The 22,114-nt window shown below is 37.9% G+C and carries 23 protein-coding genes and 1 pseudogene; 6 read left to right on the top strand and 18 right to left on the bottom strand.

Features of this window, described 5'->3' with window-relative positions:
- Nucleotides 1-190 precede the first annotated feature (190 nt).
- The 11 genes from tnpB to G532_RS0110070 all read right to left on the bottom strand — a co-directional run bounded on the left by tnpB (nt 191) and on the right by G532_RS0110070 (nt 8,843).
- Nucleotides 191-550, bottom strand: coding sequence for an IS66 family insertion sequence element accessory protein TnpB (gene tnpB, locus G532_RS0110120; RefSeq protein ID WP_027964711.1), 360 nt, complete (start codon nt 548-550; stop codon nt 191-193).
- The gene (gene tnpA, locus G532_RS0110115; protein WP_027964710.1) at nt 547-894 is read right to left on the bottom strand and encodes an IS66 family insertion sequence element accessory protein TnpA; all 348 of its coding nucleotides are present in this window, start codon (nt 892-894) and stop codon (nt 547-549) included. The genes tnpB and tnpA overlap by 4 nt, the downstream gene beginning before the upstream one ends.
- Nucleotides 895-1,014: 120 nt before the next feature.
- Nucleotides 1,015-1,785 (bottom strand): response regulator, encoded by a 771-nt coding sequence (locus G532_RS0110110; protein ID WP_027964709.1) that lies wholly within the window; start codon nt 1,783-1,785, stop codon nt 1,015-1,017.
- A gap of 150 nt (nt 1,786-1,935) precedes the next feature.
- Nucleotides 1,936-2,841 carry a MetQ/NlpA family ABC transporter substrate-binding protein gene (locus G532_RS0110105; protein WP_027964708.1) on the bottom strand — a complete coding sequence of 302 codons (906 nt, stop codon included), beginning with the start codon at nt 2,839-2,841 and terminating at the stop codon, nt 1,936-1,938.
- 14 nt (nt 2,842-2,855) lie between these two features.
- A complete protein-coding gene (locus tag G532_RS0110100) occupies nt 2,856-3,530 on the bottom strand; it encodes a methionine ABC transporter permease (RefSeq protein ID WP_425402130.1) in 675 nt (224 codons plus the stop codon).
- Nucleotides 3,511-4,257: a methionine ABC transporter ATP-binding protein gene (locus G532_RS15150; RefSeq protein WP_051189142.1), complete on the bottom strand. Its 747-nt coding sequence runs from the start codon at nt 4,255-4,257 to the stop codon at nt 3,511-3,513. The genes G532_RS0110100 and G532_RS15150 overlap by 20 nt, the downstream gene beginning before the upstream one ends.
- 105 nt (nt 4,258-4,362) lie before the next feature.
- Nucleotides 4,363-4,704, bottom strand: coding sequence for a DMT family transporter (locus G532_RS0110090; protein WP_027964706.1), 342 nt, complete (start codon nt 4,702-4,704; stop codon nt 4,363-4,365).
- A 15-nt stretch (nt 4,705-4,719) separates the two neighbouring features.
- Nucleotides 4,720-5,214, bottom strand: coding sequence for an SMR family transporter (locus G532_RS15880; RefSeq protein WP_084500687.1), 495 nt, complete (start codon nt 5,212-5,214; stop codon nt 4,720-4,722).
- A 554-nt stretch (nt 5,215-5,768) separates the two neighbouring features.
- The gene (locus G532_RS0110080; RefSeq protein ID WP_342662661.1) at nt 5,769-7,352 is read right to left on the bottom strand and encodes an ABC1 kinase family protein; all 1,584 of its coding nucleotides are present in this window, start codon (nt 7,350-7,352) and stop codon (nt 5,769-5,771) included.
- A gap of 131 nt (nt 7,353-7,483) precedes the next feature.
- Nucleotides 7,484-7,792 carry a phasin family protein gene (locus G532_RS0110075; RefSeq protein WP_027964703.1) on the bottom strand — a complete coding sequence of 103 codons (309 nt, stop codon included), beginning with the start codon at nt 7,790-7,792 and terminating at the stop codon, nt 7,484-7,486.
- A 145-nt stretch (nt 7,793-7,937) separates the two neighbouring features.
- Nucleotides 7,938-8,843 (bottom strand): DUF1002 domain-containing protein, encoded by a 906-nt coding sequence (locus tag G532_RS0110070; protein ID WP_027964702.1) that lies wholly within the window; start codon nt 8,841-8,843, stop codon nt 7,938-7,940.
- Between the two features lie 273 nt (nt 8,844-9,116).
- Here G532_RS0110070 and G532_RS0110060 point away from each other — a divergent pair, with 273 nt between their 5' ends.
- Nucleotides 9,117-9,380 (top strand): hypothetical protein, encoded by a 264-nt coding sequence (locus G532_RS0110060; protein WP_027964701.1) that lies wholly within the window; start codon nt 9,117-9,119, stop codon nt 9,378-9,380.
- Nucleotides 9,381-9,445: 65 nt separating this feature from the next.
- On the top strand, nt 9,446-9,871 hold the full coding sequence (locus G532_RS15145) for a hypothetical protein (protein WP_051189141.1): 426 nt from the start codon (nt 9,446-9,448) through the stop codon (nt 9,869-9,871).
- A 64-nt stretch (nt 9,872-9,935) separates the two neighbouring features.
- On the opposite strand, the gene mqo is transcribed toward G532_RS15145, so the two are convergent.
- Nucleotides 9,936-11,423, bottom strand: coding sequence for a malate dehydrogenase (quinone) (gene mqo / locus G532_RS0110050; protein WP_027964700.1), 1,488 nt, complete (start codon nt 11,421-11,423; stop codon nt 9,936-9,938).
- A gap of 368 nt (nt 11,424-11,791) precedes the next feature.
- Here mqo and G532_RS0110045 point away from each other — a divergent pair, with 368 nt between their 5' ends.
- Together G532_RS0110045 and G532_RS0110040 are read left to right on the top strand one after the other, a co-directional pair.
- Complete coding sequence (locus G532_RS0110045) at nt 11,792-12,049, top strand: hypothetical protein (RefSeq protein ID WP_027964699.1); 258 nt, start codon at nt 11,792-11,794, stop codon at nt 12,047-12,049.
- Between the two features lie 18 nt (nt 12,050-12,067).
- Nucleotides 12,068-12,535, top strand: a complete 468-nt coding sequence (locus G532_RS0110040; RefSeq protein ID WP_027964698.1) for a hypothetical protein — start codon at nt 12,068-12,070, stop codon at nt 12,533-12,535.
- Between the two features lie 52 nt (nt 12,536-12,587).
- Here the strand turns inward: G532_RS0110040 and G532_RS16065 are convergent, their stop codons facing one another.
- Both G532_RS16065 and G532_RS0110030 read right to left on the bottom strand, forming a co-directional pair.
- On the bottom strand, nt 12,588-12,728 hold the full coding sequence (locus tag G532_RS16065; protein WP_156882577.1) for a hypothetical protein: 141 nt from the start codon (nt 12,726-12,728) through the stop codon (nt 12,588-12,590).
- 15 nt (nt 12,729-12,743) lie between these two features.
- Entirely contained in the window at nt 12,744-14,027 is a 1,284-nt protein-coding gene (locus G532_RS0110030) for a helix-turn-helix domain-containing protein (protein ID WP_027964697.1), read from the bottom strand.
- A gap of 370 nt (nt 14,028-14,397) precedes the next feature.
- Here G532_RS0110030 and G532_RS0110025 point away from each other — a divergent pair, with 370 nt between their 5' ends.
- Nucleotides 14,398-15,288 (top strand): fructose bisphosphate aldolase, encoded by an 891-nt coding sequence (locus tag G532_RS0110025; RefSeq protein ID WP_027964696.1) that lies wholly within the window; start codon nt 14,398-14,400, stop codon nt 15,286-15,288.
- Between the two features lie 131 nt (nt 15,289-15,419).
- Here the strand turns inward: G532_RS0110025 and istB are convergent, their stop codons facing one another.
- The 4 genes and pseudogenes from istB to G532_RS0110005 all read right to left on the bottom strand — a co-directional run bounded on the left by istB (nt 15,420) and on the right by G532_RS0110005 (nt 19,822).
- Nucleotides 15,420-16,139 (bottom strand): IS21-like element helper ATPase IstB, encoded by a 720-nt coding sequence (istB, locus tag G532_RS0110020; RefSeq protein WP_027964695.1) that lies wholly within the window; start codon nt 16,137-16,139, stop codon nt 15,420-15,422.
- Nucleotides 16,136-17,638, bottom strand: a pseudogene (istA, locus tag G532_RS15140) (IS21 family transposase). Before istA ends, istB begins: the two are co-directional and overlap by 4 nt.
- 152 nt (nt 17,639-17,790) lie before the next feature.
- Nucleotides 17,791-19,071: an ABC transporter permease gene (locus G532_RS0110010; RefSeq protein WP_027964694.1), complete on the bottom strand. Its 1,281-nt coding sequence runs from the start codon at nt 19,069-19,071 to the stop codon at nt 17,791-17,793.
- On the bottom strand, nt 19,064-19,822 hold the full coding sequence (locus tag G532_RS0110005) for an ABC transporter ATP-binding protein (protein WP_342662660.1): 759 nt from the start codon (nt 19,820-19,822) through the stop codon (nt 19,064-19,066). The genes G532_RS0110010 and G532_RS0110005 overlap by 8 nt, the downstream gene beginning before the upstream one ends.
- Before the next feature lie 233 nt (nt 19,823-20,055).
- On the opposite strand from G532_RS0110005, the gene G532_RS0110000 reads away from it, so the two are divergent.
- Nucleotides 20,056-22,089: a heavy metal translocating P-type ATPase gene (locus G532_RS0110000; RefSeq protein WP_027964692.1), complete on the top strand. Its 2,034-nt coding sequence runs from the start codon at nt 20,056-20,058 to the stop codon at nt 22,087-22,089.
- Nucleotides 22,090-22,114 lie beyond the last annotated feature (25 nt).

Raw genomic sequence — 22,114 nt, 5'->3', positions numbered from 1 at the left:
CTTGAAGGGGCAAAACGTTGTTTTTGCAGCAAGCGAAACTGTTCTTCATACCATTTGATGGTAGCTTTCTGCTGAGCGTTTTCTTCTTCAAGTCGCTTAACGTGTGCGGATACATCTTCTGTTTGTTGGTGTGATTTCGGATTCGTTTTCATACCTTTATTATACTATAAATCCGTTAATAAATGGGCGTTTAAACGACTTTTTTTGCTTCGATTTTGGGGTGGACTTTTCCTTCTTCAAGCGTTAGCCCTTCCAACAACCAGCGAAGCTGACGGATATCAATTTTCATTGTTTCCCCATCTTGTCCTTCCGGCCATTGAAAGCGCCCATTCTCCAGGCGACGATAGTAAAGCCAGAAACCGTTATGTTCCCAGTGAAGAATTTTCACTTTGTCTCGCCTATGGTTACAAAACAAAAATAAATCTGACGATAGGGGATCGAGCTGCAGATACTCTTGAACCAAAGCAGATAAACCATCAATCGATAATCGCATATCAGTACTCCCGTGGGCTATATGAATGCGTTGCTTCCCTTTGAGTTTAATATTCATGTTCGGATCACCTCTAATACCTCCCGAAGGAGGTCGTGATCAAATCCTTTTTCAATGGTCAACTGAACATCACGACACTCAATTGTAAAATAAGCTGCCGTGTCTATTTCTAAAGCCGACCAGCCCTCAACTGTATATTCTTTTTCCCGTGACGGGGTTGCATATTCTGGGCAATATTTTAATCGTGAACGAATGAATTGTGCATACGTGCAAACATTTTCCCGTTCACACCAGTCCTTTACACTGAGTCCGCTTTCGTGCCAAGCTTCAATCTGAACGATCCACCATTCCTTTGTAAAAGCTTCGTCTTCTGAAGAAGACGTGTTTCTAATAGATTCTTCCAATAAAACTACCTCCTTAAGTTAAGATAGCTTTATTATCCCTAAGAAGATCTTACGATTACAGGTGTCTTTTATTTTACGCTTACGATTATGTTACCGAAGCAAACGGTATATCATCCACAACTATCTAAACTGCTTCTCATTCACAACTTTCAACCGTTCAGTAGCTAAAGAAAGTAGCTGCTCTGGGCGCTTGTTACCATCGGGAAAAGATGCCGCACCAATTTCTACTGACTGTGACGGCATGCTTCCCTTCTCCTTTACAATCAATTGAGATATTTTTTGTTCAACGATTTTTGCTCCTTCGCGATTGGTCATCGGCAATAGAATCAAGAGCTTATTACCGAACTCTGTAACCATATCCGTTTTTCTTAAGGTACTGGCACATTGTTCTCTTAGTATCTGTAGTAATTTCATCGAATCATGAAAGGAGACTTCCTTCCCGTTAGTTACTTTTATCAAAAGGATGGAGAAGGAAGTGCCCCCTCGTTCAGCGCGTGCAGATTCTTGCTTTAATAAATCTTCGATACTGATTGTAACGGAGGAGACGGGTACGATCCGTTTCACGCGCCTCACTAAATCCTCATATTCAAATGGTCTTAAAATAAAATCCAGTACACCATGCTCTCGCACTTCATCGAACATATTTTTGTTGAGATGGTTTGTCATCATAAGAATTGGAATCGCTTTTTTCTGTTGAATTTGTTTTATGTGGGATTGGTTCGTTTCCGCATGATGTAAGATTAGTAAATCAGCCTTTTTCAGTAACTCATTATGTACAATAATTCGGTCTGTTTTTTCGAATTCAAACACATGATACCCCTGTTCAACCAACCTATTCTTGATCGCATTTCGAACTACATACTTTGGCTCCACTAATACAATCGTACTCATCGAACACCCTCCGTCCTTCCTCAAGAATTTTTATCGATCTATGTCTGACTTTATAAAGTAAATTCTACCATTTCTCCTCTGAAGATAAAAATTTCACCCAGTTAATAAAAAAAGCATGATTCCATTTATAGGAACCATGCTTTTAGAAAATTAATCAAACGCTGGAATAGAAGTCTCCGCGTATTCTTCTTCTAAAAATTCACGAACTCTCTCTGATGTCATTGCATCCGCTAATTTCTGGATAGGATCTGAATCCACATTGTCTTCTCGAGCAACAAATGTAATCGCAAATTCATTATCGACACCTTCTGTTAATAACGCATCATTCGCTGGCGTTAAATCAAGTGGTTCTGCGTAAGCAGGTGTCATTACCACTGCATCCGCATCTTCGTACGTACGAGAAAGCATTAACAAATCTACTTCTTCAAACTCATAATTGTTCGGGTTTTCCGTAATATCCGCTTGCGTGTAATATGTTTCATCAGTATCAGCAAGTTCAATTACATCATGCATCGCAAGTAATTGTAACGAGCGGTCGATGTTAGATACATCATTCGCAATTGCAATCGTTGCACCTTCTGGAAGCTCTTCCATCGAATCATGGTTTTCTGCATACACGCCGTAATTTGCATAATAGATTTCACGGACCGGAGTTAGGTTCGCATCATTATTACGGTTAAACTCTTCCATGTACGGCACGTGTTGGAAGAAGTTCGCATCTACTTCCTCTTCTGCCAGCGCCTCATTCGGCTGCACATTATCACTTAAAACAACAATCTCAAGATCAATACCTTCTTCTGCTAAATCTTCTTTCGCAATTTCAAGAATTTCTGTCATTGGAGGGATTAAGGAAGCTACACGTAACTCCACATCACCTTCAGAAGTGGCATCTTCCTCTTCTTCTGTGCCATCTTCTTCCTGACCTTCTCCCTCTTCTGTTTCGGTTGTGTCTTCTTGGTCTTCTGTGTCTTGATCAGTAGACTCTTCATCGTCACCACACGCCGCTAACATAAGTACTAGCATTAGCATAGCTACCATTAATAGTGATTTTTTCATGTTAAAAAACTCCCTTATCTTTTATCTATTTTTCTTGCTAAAGCAATACCTGCATACTGAATTATTTGCACTATAATAAGTATAATGACAATCATATAAAGCATTAAATCCGTACGATATTGCTGATACCCATATCGAATGGCAAAGTCACCTATTCCGCCTCCACCAACTACCCCCATAATTGTGGAATACGAAATAAAGCTGATCGTCGATGTCGTAAGTCCAACTACTAAACCGGACCTAGCTTCGACATAAAGAAATTTAAAAATAATGTTCTTTACAGAAGCGCCCATAGAAACAGCTGCTTCCATCACGCCTTTTGGAATATCCAGTAAAGATTGTTCTGCAAGCCTCGAGTAATGCGCAATCGCAATGACTACCATTGGTACAGTCGCGGCTGCTGTTCCAAATCCCGTACCGACAATAAACCTGGTAAATGGAATCATAAATACAACAAGTAGTAAGAACGGAAAGGAACGGATCGTATTAACTAATAAGTTCAAGGATTGATAGGCAACTTTGTTTTCAAGTACTTCTCCTTTACGGCATAAATACAAGAAGGTTCCGACCGGCAGACCAACAAGAACTGCAGCCAAAATAGAGAAGCCGACCATGATAAACGTTTCTCCGATCGCCTGCCAAATCTCCGCTTCATATTGTGCGATCGTATCAAACACCACGACCACCATCCTTCATTAGCCGGGTGACGTAACCCTCTGCACTATGATCAATCGTCTGAATTCCTGTAGGATCAATGGTTACCGTCTCATGCGCTTTTCCATCTTCCATAACAGTCACCCGCTGACATACACTCTTAATAACATCCATCTCATGACTGACAATCACAATCGTAACACCAAGGCGTTCATTGATATTCATCAGCACACTTAAGATCTCAGCTGAAGTATTCGGATCAAGCGAAGAAGTCGGCTCATCACATAGCAATACATCCGGTTGATTGGCGAGAGCTCTAGCAATCGCAACCCGTTGCTTTTGCCCACCACTCAATTGAGCGGGATACTGGCCTTTAAAACTTTCCAATCCAACAAATTGAAGGCTCTCCATCACACGATCCTGACGATCCTTGCGAGGTATTCCTGATAATTCTAACGGAACAACGACATTATCGTAAACGGTCTTATTACCTAAGAGATTATAACTTTGAAAAATCATCGCAATCGACTGACGCGCTTGATTTAACGGCTTACTCTTAAGACTGGTAAGCACCTTTCCATTCACTTCCACTTCGCCTTCATCTGGCACTTCTAGCAAATTAATCAGTCGCAGTAACGTCGACTTCCCAGCACCACTCGCTCCAATAATCCCATAGATTTCCCCTTGATTAATCGAAAGGGAAACCGAATCAATTGCTTTAAATTGTTCAAATTGTTTACTTACGTTATGTAAGGTAATCATAAAAAACCCTTTCTACCACTCGAAAGGTTAGTGTTAACAACTGTTTAATTATAACTTAATCAATCGGGATTGTCATATATTTTTCACATAGAAAAAAGATAAATATTATCCTTCTATTTGTTTCGGTTCCGCTTTAGAATGGTTTAATAAGAATACCCCAAAAATGATTAATACTAATGCCATTCCCTTTAGCACATTAATTTCTTCACCTAAGAAAAAGATGCCAACCATTGCAGTAAGCGCCGTACCCATCGCAGCCCACACTGCATAAGCAATCGACAACGCCATTTCTTTTAAAGCCACTCCAAGAAGAGTAAAAGATGCTAAATAACCAATAATCACACCTAGAGATGGATACAATTGTGTAAATCCTTGAGAAATTTTTAACATCGAAGAGCCAAACACCTCGAATAAAATTGCTAAACTTAATAAGATCACACTCTTCATTTAGAGTACCCCCTTCTACGCTATATTTAGTAAAATTATCCCACTAACCATGAGGCTGATACCAACCACCCCTTTAGTGTTAATCTTCTCCTTAAATAGATAGACCCCTACGAATGCTGTTAAAATCGTTCCATTCGCTGCCCAAATCGCGTACGTAAAACCAAGCGGCAAATCTATTAAAGCTAAAGAAAGTAAAAATAAAGAAGAACCAAAACCTATGACAACTGCAATAGATGGAATAATTTTGGAAAAACCATCTAACGTCCCCAACAAATACGCCTCATGAAAACTAACTCCCGTTTCCACTCTAGAATCAATCTTCTCCCGAAAACGTTCAATCACATAAACATTCATCGCCATGATCAGCGCATCTTTCGTAGAATAATGATAAAGCAGGCCACCCTTGCTAACACCAGCTTCCTTAGCAACCGTCTCCAACGTCAACCGATCAACCCCTTCCCTCACAACCACACGAGAAGCAGCATCGAGAATTTCAATTTTTTTAGACATCAGTGGATCCCCTTTTCATAACGTTTTTTATACCGTACCGTCTGGACGGTTTAAAAATATTATAGTTGAAAATTCACTTGAACACAAGTCGAGCGAATTTGTTTAGACTATAGATTGAGATGGGGGTTCTCACAGCTGATAGAAGCTTGTGAAAGGCGATTGGAACGTGGTGACGAGCGATTGAAACGTGCTGACGGGCGATTGGACTTCCTGACGAGCGATTGAAACGTGCTGACAACTGATTGAATCGCGTTAACAACTGATTGGACTCCCTAACAACTGATTGAATCGCGTTAACAACTGATTGGACTTCCTGACAACTGATTGAATCGCTCTAACAACTGATTGGACTCTCTAACGACTGATTGAATCACTCTAACAACTGATTGGACTTCCTGACAACTGATTGAATCGCTCTAACAACTTATTGAATCGCTCTAACAACTTATTGGACTTCCTCTCATCCAATCAACTTCAGCTAAAACTATCAATCTTTTCCCACAATAAAAACGATGGCGCCCTAGCACCATCGTTTCCACCTACAAATCTACACGTCAAAACCTTCCCGAACGGACAATCGAATAGATCAGCCACGCAAACATTAACATCGCAATCACAAAACCAACTTCAATCGCAGGCACTTGCCACAACATAGTTGACTGTCTACCTAACGCAGACCCAATAATCAACCCCGTCATTATCAAACTAAATGCAAGTAGCACAATCGCAAATGATAGGCGATTACTTACTTGATCAAGCTTCGCAAAAAATGTATCTGCTTTCGGGATATTAATCTCAAGCGGCAATTTGCGTTTTTTCGCCATCGAGCTTAATTCTCTAAACACTTCTGGTAAGTCTTCCACAATATCGCCGTACTCGTGAACTTGATCAAAGACTTTTTTGGCGATGCGTTTCGGATTGTATTTCTCCCGGATTAAATCCCTTCCAAAAGGTTCAGCAGCATCAATAATACTAAAGTCAGGATCCAGCTTTTCAATCACACCTTCAAGCGTCAACAATGTTTTCCCTACCATCGTTAAATCAGCCGGAATCTTAATGTGATGCTCTTGCGCAATTCGAAAAATATCCGTAATCGATTCACCCAAACTGATATTACTAAGAGGCACGCCATAGTATTTAATAAGAAATTGCTCGACATCCCTATCTAACTCGTGTTCGTTCAGTTCTTCCGGGATCCCACCAATTTTCTTAATCGCTTTAATCATGTTATCTGTTTCCTGCTTGACCATCGCGACAACTAACTCTGCTAAATGTGATTTCATGTCAGATGATAAATGCCCCATCAAACCAAAGTCCATAAATGCTAAACGCTCATTATTTACAGCCAGCACATTCCCTACGTGAGGGTCCGCATGAAAATGACCATCTTTAAATAACTGATAAAATAACGCATTTACTAATCGCTCTGCAACCTGTGGTAAATCCACGCCTTCCTCTTGCAACGACGCAGTGTCATCTAATTTAATCCCTTCCACAAACTCCATCGTTAATACTTTCTTCGAGGTATAGTCCCAATAAATATTTGGGATTTGCACAGAGGAATCATTTTCAAACTGCCTAGACATCAAGTCTGCATTGCGACCTTCCGTTTCGTAATCCAACTCTTCTTTAATCGCTTTTGAAAATTCTTTTATAACATCCTTCACTTGATAATCTTGAGCCCATTTCAACCTTCGTTCCGCTCGCGTCGCTAATTCTTGAAGAATCTCTAAGTCTGTATGTATCTGTTTTTCAACTTTCGGACGCTGAACTTTCACAGCCACATATTCACCTGAATACAGCATAGCCTTATGAACCTGGCCAATAGAGGCCACTCCCAATGGCTCTTCCTCAAAATAATCAAATAATTCTTCTAATGGTTGCTCGAGTTCTGCCTCTACAATGCGCTTCACATCTTCAAATGGGAACGGATTCACTTCGTCCTGTAATTGGCCCAATTCCTCCATAATATCTTCTGGAATTAAATCGGGGCGATTACTAGCCATTTGCCCAATTTTAATAAAAGTCGGACCTAAATCTTCTAAAAAAGAGCGAATCCGTTCACCCATCGTTTTTGTACCCTCAGGACCTCTTTTGTTTTCCACGACACGACGAGGAAGCGTGAAAACTTTATCCAAACCTACCTCTTTCACAAAAAAATCAAACCCATTTCGCGAAAAGGCGGTTGCGATTTCACGGTATCTATTCATATGACGCATCTGTTTTCTAAGAATAATAATCCCCCCTCACTTAGCCAAATTTTCAAAAATTACTCACTTTCGCTTGCAGCCAGCTTTTTCTCTAGTTCAGCTACACGAGCTTCCAAAGCCTGATGCTCTTCTTTCGTTGGCACACCTATTTCTTCCAAACGTTTCTTCATTTTATCTTGAATATTACTTTCCCACTCTTCCTGTGTCTTTTCACCTTTGACGCGCAGTTCATTTAACAAACTATTGGACTCTTCTTTTGTTAATTCACCTTTATTTCTCAACTCATCTACCACTTGGTCCACCTGCTCTTTACTAGAAGCAGCTAGTCCCAACCCAATCGTTAAACCTTTTTTGAATGTATCACGCATGATCAAAACCTCCTTAAAATCTAATAGTTACTCCTAGTTTACCCTAACTAGAGACTGTAAAAACTAGACTTTCCACATGTGAAGTCTTATATAAAAACAAAAACTCCCGCGGAAAATTTCTTCCACGAGAGTTCAATTTTATAAGTTAAATTTTCGCAAATAATCCTTGGAACCAGTTCGCAATGGAAATAAAGAAGTTTCTAATCGCGTTCCAAATTCCATCCGCATTGCCATCGGTTAAATCATCCAAACGATCCTGAAGATCCCCAACAATATTCTCTAGTTGCTCGCTCACACGATCAAAGTCAATATTCAAACTACGCATACGATCCACTAAATCAATCAACATTTGTCGGTTCTCTTCACTTAATTCTAAGTTAAGTTCATTAATTTTCTCATCAACAATTTGTTCTACATCTTCTCTTGAAGCTGGATTTTGTTCAGAGATTGCCTTCTTAATTTCCGTCAATAACGCAGTAATTTCATCGGAATCGACGTTCTCTTCCTCTTCAGCAATTTCCGTTGCCACGTTTAGCTCATCATTCGCTACTTCCATGCGGTCCTGATCTAAAGATCCACCTTCCACATGGAAAGCTTTATAAATACCTACTAAAGCAGAGTGTCCCGTTACGCGCAATGGGGAAGCAACCTCAACCATTGCATTCTCCACACCAGCAGTTAATAACGCATTCTCGTACATTTCACGAGTTACTTCTGTAATATTGTCTGGAGTAACAATATCAACTTCGATTCCGTGACCATCATCCATATGAGTCACTTTCGCAGAAGAATACATATTCGCATTCGGATTCCCACCGATATAATCACTTAAATCTTGACCTGTAACAATCAATTCTTCCGCATCTTGTGCATCTAATGTCTCTCGCACTTCATTTCGCTGCGTTTCATCTAACTGCTCACCTAAAACTAAAATCGGCTCGCCATGGTATTCATCAATAACATCGTCATCATGCTCGTTCGCTAATGCAAGCGGTGAAGCAATAAATCCAATCATCAATACAAAAATCATTAGAAGAGCTAGTTTTTTCATCCCACAATTGCCCCTTTTTATATGGTTTATCCCATTATATATTCTTTCCGCTCTGAATGAAACAAAGAAACATAATAGTTTTTTGTATTATTTTCTTCATTATACAGTTCGGTTGGGAAGGTTTTTTTATGGTGATGCTGCGGAAAATATTTGTTAAAAATTGGAGCGCTATAGAAGAATTATATAAAAAAACGAACAGCAATCAGAACGAATTGTTATTTTATGTTAAAATTTCAATAAGGTTTGCTAAGTTATATGTTGTAGGTATGTTCAATGGATGATGAAAGCAGGAAAAAATATATACATTTAGTTGTAGGGTATACAGGACACTTACTTATTGGCCTCGCAGTATTAAGAAGTCTATCCGTACTCCAGGATACTGCCGCATACGGTTTAACAATGTTTGGTTATATTCTCCTCTGCATTTACTTTCAATTTGCAGATACTAAAATAGGTGCTACTAAATTGGACAAGGTAATATTCAGAGTAAGTTTAATAGTTTTGATAGGAATAATTGCTTTTAACTTATTCGAATAAACTCCGTTGATGATGTATGCTTTTATTTTTAGACAAAAATTAAATTTAGAAATGAGGTGCCATATATGGATGCACTAATAACACGATTTCTCCAATCATTGCATTTATCAGAAGACTACTTCGAACATGTAAACGAACGTAGCTTAGAGCTTAAAATTCCAAATGCGCCATCCAACACTATTGGAGAACAGGCTTATTGTATTATTGGAGCAAGGGAAAGTTACTTAAATGCTCTAAAGGCTGGAGAATGGATTGGTTTTGAATGTAGCTTAACAAATAGTAATGATAAAAATTCAATAATTGCTCTATTAAATGAAACTCACAGAAACATAGAGGATTTTTTACAAGCTAATAACTTAAATGAAATAAACGTTAATCTATTAATGGATTTATACGAACATGAAATCCAACATCACGGCCAGTTAATTCGTTATACTTATGCTAATAAAATCGACTTTCCCAAAAACTGGAACACTCGATACACTGTTTAAAATTACCCTTTTTTAAATCAATACAAAAAAGAACCACCAGCCTTCTAGCCGATGATTCTCTTCATTATTTCTCTTCATCAAACCCTAACGCTTCTTCTGTATAATCATGAATTTCACGTACAAGATCCGAATCATCCATCAATTTCTTGCCGTAAGATGGAATCATTTCTTTGATTTTTGGTTCCCATTCATCCATGCGCTCTGGGTAACAACGCTCCAGGATATCCAACATAACAGATACTGCCGTAGATGCTCCTGGTGAAGCCCCTAAAAGTGCGGCGATTGATCCGTCAGAAGAGGTAACTAGTTCCGTACCAAATTGTAAGGTCCCTTTGCCTTTATCATCCGTATCTTTAATCACCTGCACACGCTGTCCAGCTGTGACTAATTCCCAGTCTTCACTCTTCGCATTTGGAACAAAATCACGTAAAGCATCCATGCGATTCTCTTTCGACTGTAATACTTGTGAAATCAAATATTTGGTCAATGGCATCTCTTTGGCCCCAGCTGCTAACATAGTTGTTAGATTACTAGGTTTGACCGAAGAAATTAAATCTAGCATCGATCCACCCTTCAAGAACTTCGGAGAAAAACCGGCAAATGGACCAAAGAATAAAGACTTCTGTCCGTCTACTAGTCGGGTATCCAAGTGAGGCACCGACATTGGTGGAGCCCCTGTTGGAGCTTTCCCATACACTTTGGCATCATGCTGTTTTACTAATTCTTGATTATGGGTCACCATGAAAATCCCACTTACAGGAAAGCCGCCAATCCCTTTACCTTCAGGAATTCCAGACTTTTGAAGCAAGTGAAGACTTCCACCGCCTCCACCGATAAAGACGAATTTAGCCGAATGACGCTCGATTTCGCCACTATCCATGTTGCGGACTTTCACTTCCCACGATTGATCATCTAATTGATTCAGATTGTCCACCTGGTGATTATAACGAATATCAAGATCTTGTTCTTCTAAATGACTAAACAACTTACGAGTCAATGCCCCGAAATTAACATCCGTACCAGCATCAATCTTCGTCGCAGCAATCGGCTCATCCGGTGTACGATTCTCCATCATGAGTGGCATCCAAGATTTCAATTGCTCCGGATCATCACTAAATTCCATATCCGCAAACAATGGATTCTCGGACATAGTCTCATACCTACGCTTCAAATAATCAACATTGTCTTCCCCTTTAACAAAACTCATATGCGGTAACTTCACAATGAAATCACGCGGATTAGTCATTAAACCAGACTTCACCAAATGCGCCCAAAACTGCATAGACACTTGAAAATCCTCATTCACTTTAATCGCTTTTTTAATATCAATCGTCCGGTCCGGCAATTCATTCGTATAGTTCAACTCACATAACGCAGCATGTCCTGTCCCTGCATTATTCCACTCATTAGAACTTTCCTCACCAGAACCCTCTAATTTTTCAAATACTTTTATCGTTAAGCTCGGATCCAATTCCTTCAAGAGCGAACCTAATGTCGCACTCATAATCCCAGCACCAATTAAAATTACGTCTGTCTGTTGTTCTGTACTCATTTTAGCCTTCTACCCCTACATTCTGCCATGAGATGTAAACGCTTTCGATTGCTTCCTAAAATGACGAAAACACCTGCTGCAGATCATTTTTACCTTTTTATAGTGTATCATTATTATGGATAGATTAAAATAATTATTAAGGAAGCAATTCGCACCTATTAATTAATATTCATAAAAACGTAACTATTAACTTAGCAAGTCACCTTGGATGACCTTAAACTCCAAAACATATACCTTTATGTAAAACATTGTTAAAATTAAAGTAAAGCTTTTAGGAAAGGAGAGATCCTATCAAGAGAAACCTGAAATGGTGGCAAATTATAGGACTTATTTCCGCTTCAGTATGTGTATTCTATATCATTTGGTTATTGTATGGCTATTATAATAACGCGCAATTAGAAAATCGTGTAGAAGAAAAGATCCAACAAGAAGTAAAGTCAGATAACTATGAAATGGTCATAATATCGGATACGGATCAGAGTGTACTGGTTTCCGTTATATATGATGAAGAAGTCGAAGGAGAAGACGAGGAAGTTGTAATAGGTTTTTGGACTAAATATAACAAACAAAATGGAGAATTAATCCACGATTACACAACTGAATTCACAGAAGAAGACGAACAATAATTAAAAGGGGGGAGTCAAATGAACCGCAAAAACATGGCCTGGGTGGTTAGTTTACTAATCTCTCTATTTGGCTTCTATTTAATTCAATACGTTTTCACCGTTTCGCCAAGTACTACATCCGGAAACGGTAACCTAGGCATACTAATCATCATCTTATTCTCACCATTCTTTTTATTAAGCTACTATTTTACCTTTCAAGTCGCCCATCAAGACTTGAATATAAAAAACCCCAAAATAAAACTAGGGATTGTCACTGGTTCAGTCATTTTATGTACACTCTTATTCTTTCTAATCGCAGACTATCGAAACAACCTGATTCAGGAATTAGGTGGGCCTCCTACCAATCCCGATTCAACCATCCATCAATTAGGCTGGATGAATCAATACACCAACAGCATCTACTTCAACCTATACACATACTCCCTCACACACATAATTGCGCTATCCATAGGAGTATTGTGGAATAAAAATAAAAAAGACATCTAATCGATTCCATAGCGGAAGGTTAGATGTCTTTTTTATAGGGGGTGTTACATTGTTACATTAGTTCACTATAGTCTACGCTTAACGGCTTAATAATGTGTGGTCTCTCTGGCTCAGCATTCAAGTCACCTGAACCAAAATTTACTGTTAAAACTAACACTGATAGAATCGAGGAAACCAAGACTAATTTTTTCATTTTAAAATCTCCTTTTTATAAAATTTTATTAGCAACATCATTTGCTTCTTTATAATAAGTTGATGCTAATTTATACTTTGAGTTTTCAAATAGGTAATCACCAATAATTGCTAGATAGTGATTTAATTTAACATAAAGTTTTCTTTCATTTAAATATGGAAGTACTTCCTTCTTTACATAATTAAACCAAGCATCATTCATATTTTGGCGCACTATATTCTTGTATACATTTATTTCATGCACATAAACGGAATCTTCAGGGTTCATGTCTTTAGCAATATCTAAACCTGTATCCATCCAAGTATTCGCTTCTTTCATACTTCCAATTTTCACGTACTCTTTAATCAAACTTATTACAGAAACCAATTTTATTGAACCACTCTCGTTCACTCTCAATTGATAACTTTGTTCATAATACTTTATAGCTGATTCACTATAGCCTTGAAGTGACTTTAACATACCAATATTTTGATAACACAGCCTCTTAAGTGAATCGTCATTTAGTTGATCAGATAGATCTAGAGCTGTTTTATAACTTTCTTCAGCTTTAACATAGTATTTTGAAAACCTATAAGTCAGTCCTAATAGAACATGGCACTCAACACATTTTTGTAGGTCGTACTTTTTACGGTAATGCTCTAAGCAATATTGAGTATACTCAATTGATATAGGGATGTTTTCTAAGTGATTTGCCACAATCGCAATAGACATATACAAATCATACATTTCTTCTTCATTAATCTTTAACAAGGTCAGGGTCTCCTCAGCCTTGCTATAGGAGTCTAAAGCATCACTGTTTAATTGTTTAATGTAGAAGTAGTCCCCATAAAACTTATACCAATAGAATTGTTCCAACCTTGTGAAATCACGAGATAGTGTTTTCAATGTAGCTACTTGCTCGTTCATTTTTTCTCGATCCTGTATCAACAAATAATACCTCAACTTATAAATCTGTAACAAATAAAAGAGATAGGAGTCGTCGAAGATCACCAGTTCTTTTATGTAAGATTCATAGGTTTGTTTGGCATTCTCAACGTCTTTGTTGAGTAGTTGTTGAAACCATTCATGGAGCTTGTCTTCATCTAGTAATTTTTTTTCGTGCTCGGTATCTACGTCTAATCGTTTTGAAAGCAAATCGATAATCTCCTCTGTGGGTTTGATATGCCCACTTTCGATTTTGGACAAGTAAGATATAGACAAAATTCCTTCAGCGAGATTCTCTTGTGTCATATTCTGTTTCACCCTATAATACTTAATAGCTTTACCTATGCCACTTTCCACGATAACCAACGCTCCCATAAATTGATTTTCCTTTAATATAGCATACTATGGGCAGAAAGTTATAGAAACCAAGATGTATATGCGAACCAACTCATGGATCTAGTGAACCTACTTTCTATTTCACTTATTTCCGAAAGAAAGGTTATCGCTTAAGTACAATTATACGGTAGAAACTAACTATTTTATATTCAGAAAAAAATATCAAAACCTATCAAATATTGAGCATTTCTCAAAAAAGTTTCTCAACATACCACCTTTTTGACCATCTACCCTGTTATTTGAATGAATCATTTTTTCTAGTGTAATTAATTAACTGTCATAAATAGCTCGAAACTGATAAAATATAAACTAGATGCTAAATTAGAATAAACATGAAGGAGTGTTATATATGAATCAACAACAATTCAACAAAATGAAAAACGAAGACGGATTTATCGCAGCACTTGACCAAAGTGGTGGAAGTACACCAAAAGCTCTAGCAGCATACGGCGTATATGAAGATGCTTATTCCAACGAGGACGAAATGTTCAAGCTAGTCCACGACATGAGAACGCGCATTATCACATCACCTGCTTTCAACAAAGACCAAATTCTAGGAGCGATCCTATTCGAACAAACAATGGACCGCGAAATTGAAGGAAAATACACTGCAGATTATTTAGCAGATAAAGGCGTTGTTCCTTTCTTAAAAGTAGATAAAGGACTAGCTGACCAACATCATGGCGTTCAACTAATGAAGCCAATTGATAACTTAGATGACACGCTACGCCGCGCAAACGAGCGTCATATTTTTGGAACTAAAATGCGTTCTGTGATTCATGAGCCAAACGAAAAAGGGATCAAAGCAGTTGTTGACCAACAATTCGAAGTTGCGAAGCGTATTCTTGCTGCTGGACTTGTTCCAATCATCGAGCCGGAAGTTGATATCAACAGCTCTGAAAAAGAACAATGTGAAGCAATGCTAAAAGAAGAGATTCTAACGCATTTAAACGAACTATCAAGCGACCAAAACGTAATGTTAAAACTAACAATCCCAACAAAACCTAACCTATACAAAGAACTAATCGAACACGATAACGTTGTCCGTGTCGTTGCTTTATCAGGTGGATATTCTCGCGATGAAGCAAACGAAATGCTAAAAACAAACGACGGACTAATCGCAAGCTTCTCTCGTGCATTAGTTACAGACTTAAACGCGAGTCAGTCAGATGACGAATTTAATCAAAAGCTTCAAAACGCTGTTGATTCTATTCATGATGCATCTGTTAACAAAAACTAAATTAAACTTAAATAAAGCCTGCCCATCTCATTTATTTGAGGTGGACAGGCTTTTTTACTGCTAACCTGTATTTGGCAAGTAAAAAATGTATCAAATGGCATTTAAAAATGCATGCCACCTGCCACTTCAATTTAATGCTGTATTAATGATTCTTTATACCGGAAACTATCTCCGGAAAAAACAAGTAAATGTGAATGATGTATCAGTCGATCAATAACAGCTTCCGTTAAGATGGGATCGCCAAATACATGATTCCATTGACCGAACTGGAGGTTTGTTGTAATAACGATACTTTTGTTTTCATAACACATTGAAATCACTTGAAATAGGAGCTCAGCTCCTTCCTTGTGAAGGGGGATATAACCCAGTTCATCTAATACGAGTAAATCTAATTGTTCGATCTGTTTCATGAATTTGGGTAGCGAACCCTTTTGATTCGAATCAATTAACTTATTTACTAAAGATGCTACTGTAAAGAATTTCACTTTACTGCCAAACCTATGTATGGCATTTAAAACTATCAATGTTGCTAAGTACGTTTTGCCTGTTCCAACCCCACCATATAAAATAAGGTTTTCCTTCTCTTGAATAAATGATCCATCCAGCACAGATTCTCTATCAATCCCTTGAGGGATTTGTATATGTTCCCATTGGAACGGTTGATTACCTGTCTTCGGGAGTTGTGCTTGACTTAATAATAAGTTCACCTTTCGTTCCTCGCGGTTTTGCACTTCCTTCTCAAACAATTTAAGAAGATACTCTTGATTACTGTCCGCCTCGATTTCGTGATAATGTTCCCTGATCCAGCTTAATTTTAAGCGTTTAGCATGGGCTTCAATTAGATGGTTCACCTTGCCTCACCGCCATTCTGAAAAAGTGTATCGTAATGAGAGAGGCCTCTGGATGCGTTTGGAACAATAGGCACGTTTACCTTAGGCGAAATCGTCTGATAACTGCTGTTTTGATTAGTTAGTGAATAAAAGCAATGCTTGATTTGATCAGCGCTGGGATGCCCCTGTGCTGAAGCAACTCGCAAAGCCTCGTTCAATACGCTGAAGTCATTATTTTTTTATAAGTTGCCTAATAACCGTAACGCTGCTTTTTGTTCTTCTTCTGTACACTTTCTCAGAAAGGTGGACCAAATGAGGGGAAATTGATCATAAATGCTCGTATACTTAATAGCATTTGGTCGCTTGGATAAAAGGTCAAGGTAGGGTTGCCACAACATGGACCTTCGCTTGATTCCGTACAGACGACTGTGTTTCAGAATGACCTCATTCTCTTCATTTAAAATGACTATCGTGTTATAAGTAATGCACGCCCTTACATTCTGTTTGGCAAATCTAGGTGACGTAGAATATTCTTTCTTATCTATGGATACAATGCCATATTTATCAGCCTTCACTCGTTCATAACGAGCGCATTCAAATTCTTTTTCAGGAAGAACCAACCACTCTTTTTGATCCTCCTTAAATAGTTCTGACAGTAGAACCTGCTTCTGATAATGGGGACGATTCCTATCCTCCTTAGCCATGTTCCACAAAGATTCATTAAAATGATCAAGGTTGATAATGGTACATTCGGGCAACAAGAAATTATTACGAACATACTTTACCATGGCTTCTACGTGTCCCTTCTCATTCCCCTTTCCAGGATTGCAGAACTCATATTTAAAGCCATAATGTAAGACAAAACGTTCAAATGTATCTGTTAACGCTCGCTCTCCCTTAGAGAAGATTTTCTTCACCGCAGGTGAAAGGTTGTCGAACCGGATGGTCGCGGGAACTCCCCCTATATGGATAAACATCCGCTGTAGACCTTCGAGCAAACACTCTGTATTTTCTGAGGGGAACACCTGGAAATAAAAGGAATTACTATAAGGAAATGACATCACAAGATAAGGTAAATCAATCATCTCTGAATGATATTTAAATGGGGCTGTCCCGAAATCAACCTGAGCAGTTCCAGGTACAGACTCAAGAGGTAAGGAAGCACCCTCATGGTATTCTATGAATTCCTTTTTACGCTTGGATACATACTCACGAACGGTTCGGTAAGAACCTTTGAAACTATGATTCTTCTCTAACTGTTCATGCATTCGTTTAGCTGTCCGATGATATTTTTTCTTCTTTTTCAAATCCTCTTTGATCCATTTGTCCAAGATGGGTTTAACAGGACCCATAATGGGTGATTGACGTTTTTGTGGTTCTTTTCTTTTGAATTCCTCTTGATTGGCGTACTTATTAACCGTTCTAGTGTCAACTTTCATCTTTCTTGCGACACTGGCATATGTTTCACCTTTTTGGTTCACTTCATATCTGATATAATCAATCTGTTCCACTGCTAACATCTCCTAATATCCTCCTGTCGAACGTTGTTGGTCCAACGAGGAGTTTAAAGTTATTTTGAGAAGTTGGCAAGTGGACTTTTTTTATGTTTCGCCATCCGGCAACCTACATAAATTAAATGCCAAAGCCTACATTTTTAGTTTGCCATAAACAGCTAACCCTTGTTAAGAAACCTTGAAGTTAAATTAGAGGCAGTCATTATAATGGTATACATTACAAACAAGCCCATAACTAAACTTACCAATAGTCCAAGAAAAGAGTAGGTATGATAACCCGTGAACCCACTCAAAAATAAAGTACCAGGCAGCATTAAAATGTACAGACCCTTTTTAGAAGCCCCAATTAATTTCACTGAGGAGAATAACTCAAAAAATGAATGCTGAAAAACTCTATACCAAAAGACAAATGCAAATTGATATAAGACGGCAATAAAAGAAATAAGAACAATCAACTTTAACCATACACCTTGAACAAACCAAAGAGATACGACTCCTGCAACGATAATCTGCCCATACATCATGAGCCACGAATGGTCTCTAAATAGAGTTTTAATTACTACTTCTATCATCCCATTTAATTTATTATTTTGTTTGAAAAATACAGAGTTCTTTCCAACCACTAAAAAACGAAACTTTTTGGCTCTTTTCTTTGTATAAACAAACTCTGGTGCTCCTATGAATGCTGATTTTGCCAACAAGAAATGCAGTACCATACTTTCATAACGTGCATTTAATTCAAATATAGTAGAGGATAATTTAGAATCCCTAATACTTATATATGATAAATACAAAAATACCATAAGGCTAATTAATAGTTGTACTAAAAAAATGTAAAATGAATTGATTGTATAGACGTAAAACGCGTACATCCACAAAAAGATAAGAATATATAAACAGGCTAAGAGGATATATAATCTAATACTTTTTACTGTAAGGTAGACCTTATGGTTGAAAACCGCTGTGCAAAGACTAACAACTGATAGAATGCAATAAATCATCATAACTTCTGTCGCGGTATATGTAAGGTATTGAATGAGTAGTGGGAAAAGAAGAATGACAAATAATCCATTCAAAAAAAGTGATTTAATAATTAAATGCCAATAACTTAATAGGAAGAGAGATTTAAGATTGCTTTTTCGTTGTAAAAATACAAGCTGATCTCCTTCTTCAACATAAATTTTCATTTGACTCAAACATACAAATAAAAATGACATAATTATAACTACAAATTCGTTTATTGCTAATGGCCACTCTAAATTTCCCATCCAGAGATTATAATAATGGTAAAGCATCACACCTATAATAGGAATGATGAAATAAACCCATACTGAATAATCCACTGCCGTTTTCCAAATATCATACTTTTGCTTATATGAATTCCTGACTCTATTTAGCCCTAATTCCAACGAACTGTTAAACAGCTTATCTTTATTCATTATGTTCCCTCACTAATATTTTTTCGAAACAATCATAAAGTCTCGCGTCCTCCAATCCATGTTCCTTTTGAATTTCTTTTAAAGTTCCTTTAGCTACTAAACTTCCATTTGAAACAAGTAAAAACCTATCACAAATTCTTTCCGCAGTGTCCAACACATGGGTCGACATTAGAACTCCTGCACCTAACTTTTTCTTTTCATCTATAAGCTGTAGAAAAGATTTAAAAGATAAGGGGTCCAAACCCATGAACGGTTCATCAACAATATAAACATCGGGCTTCATTAATAACGCTAGAACAATCATCAGCTTTTGTTGCATGCCTTTAGAAAAATTATCAGGTAATTGGTCTTTAGCTTCTTCCAACCGAAATAGTCGAAGTAATTTCTCAGCTTCTATAAAGCATTCTTTTTCACTGATATCTTCCAATGAAGCCACAAATCGAATGTGTTCCCACAATGTTAATTCCTCGTAATAGATTGGTTGTTCAGGGATATAAGCATAAGATTTTTTAGGACCTTTAAATTCTATGCAACCCTCTATTTGTTCTAAATTTCCCATAATAGCTTTTATGGTAGTACTTTTTCCAACACCATTAGGACCGAGTAATCCAATCATTTCCCCCGCATGTAACTTAAAATTGATATCTTTTAATACCGGCTCTCTTCTATTGTATCCAGCAGTTTCTATTGAAACGTTCAGAAGCTCGATTTTGATCACCCTTTGAGTTAGAAAATAATAATTAGAACCCATAAACCTAAATTTATTGTTACTGTTTTATTCTCCTCCTCTATAACTACTTCCTTCTAAATAGATATAAATAATATAAAAATAAAATTAAAATGTAAGATTGCATAAATAGTGCAATCCTGGTAAAAACAATACAAGCCTTATACTATGTTTTACCTGTGTGTAATACGTGAACATTGCTATATATACCTAAGGGGGGTATAATAGAATGAAATTTCTTAAAGAGGGGTGTATTTATGAACCATAATCATCATTCTTCTCATGAAAAACACCAGAATAATTCGTCTAACCACGACCATAGTCAACATGGGCATGACCACCATGGAGATATGGTTAAAGAATTTCGAAATAAATTTTTCCTAACATTAGTTATTACTGTCCCAATTTTGCTCCTATCCCCTATGATTCAACACTTCTTGGGTGTGGATTGGAGATTCTCAGGTGACATTTATATTCTCGCGGCACTAGCAACATTTGTTTACCTTTATGGTGGATGGCCTTTTCTTCGTGGTGCTTACGACGAATGGCGTCAAAGAGAGCCTGGAATGATGACGTTAATAGCAATGGCCACTTCTATTGCATTCTTTTACAGTATCGCTGTCGTACTAGGCTTCGATGGAGATGAACTCTTCTGGGAGCTTGCTACCCTAGTATTAATTATGTTGCTTGGCCACTGGATTGAGATGAGGTCGGTTAATAATGCCTCCAAAGCGTTGGAATCCCTTGCAGAACTTATGCCTAATACTGCATACCGGATGTTGGAAAATGGAGATACCGAAGAAGTGGAAATTGATCAGCTACAACAAGGCGATTATGTTTTAGTAAAACCAGGTGAAAAAATGCCTTTAGATGGCAAGATAATTAAAGGAAAATCCCAGGTAGATGAATCCATGTTGACCGGGGAGTCCGCACCAGTGACAAAAAGTGAAGGCGATGAAGTGATTGGAGGAGCGATAAACAAAGAAGGCTCTCTAACCATAGAAGTCGAGAAGATGATGCAAGACTCTTATCTATCACAAGTAATTGAAATGGTAAAAAATTCTCAAAAAACAAAATCTCGAACACAAGACTTCACTAATCGAGCAGCAAAATGGCTGTTCTATATTGCTCTAATAGCAGGTTTAACCACATTCGTCGTATGGATAATTCTAGGTGCTACAGCTGATATGGCAATTCAAAGAACAGTTACTGTAATGGTCATCACATGTCCACACGCATTAGGACTAGCAGCACCGTTAGTTATATCAGTATCTACCGCTCTCTCTGCTAGACATGGCTTATTAATTCGAAATCGTACCCAATTTGAAAATGCAAGAAATATTAATGCTGTAATTTTCGATAAGACTGGAACGTTAACAAAAGGTGAATTCGGAGTCACTGACTTGCAGACTTTTTCAAGTACATCAGAAGATGACGTACTAAGGTATGCTGCGACAATTGAAAGAGAGTCCGAACACCCTATTGCAACAGGTATAGTAAAGGAAGCTTCAGATCGACAACTTGAGCTACTAGAACTAACTAACTTTAATTCCATCACCGGGGTTGGAATCGAAGGTGACATTAACGGAAAAAATGTTAAGGTCGTAAGCCCAGGATTCATCCGTGACAAAGCTATTCAATTCGATGAACAGCACTACGAAGAGTGGTCCGCTCAAGGTAAAACTGTCGTATTCTTACTGGTTGATGAAGAATTAGTGGGGGCAATTGCTCTAGCAGACCAAATCAAAGATAGCTCACACCTTGCAATTGAACGTTTGCATGATAAGAACATCAAAGCAATTATGTTAACAGGTGACAATGAAAAAGTGGCCCATTATGTAGCTGAACAAATTGGAATCGACGAGGTCTATGCAGAAGTTTTACCAGACCAGAAAGCAGAAAAAGTGAAGGAAATTCAAAGTCATGGCATGATAGTGGCTATGACTGGAGATGGAATCAATGATGCACCAGCCCTTTCTACAGCAGACGTCGGTATAGCAGTCGGAGCAGGAACTGACATTGCTATGGATAGTGCGGATATTGTACTTGTAGATAGTGATCCAAAAGATATACTTTCGATTTTTAGCTTATCTAAACGTACCTATAATAAATTGGTACAAAACCTAATCTGGGCTACAGGGTATAATATCTTTGCTATTCCTTTAGCAGCAGGGGTTTTGGCACCATGGGGCATCATTCTCAGCCCTGCAGTCGGCGCTATATTGATGAGCCTAAGTACGATTATAGTAGCTGTTAATGCTCAGTTGCTATATAAGTTTAAACCAGATTAATCCTGTTAGAAAATTTTTTCTAAGT

Origin of the sequence: Halalkalibacillus halophilus DSM 18494 (assembly GCF_000423105.1) — a bacterium.
Taxonomy (GTDB): Bacteria; Bacillota; Bacilli; order Bacillales; family Alkalibacillaceae; genus Halalkalibacillus; species Halalkalibacillus halophilus.
This window is presented reverse-complemented; position numbering and strand designations above follow the sequence as displayed.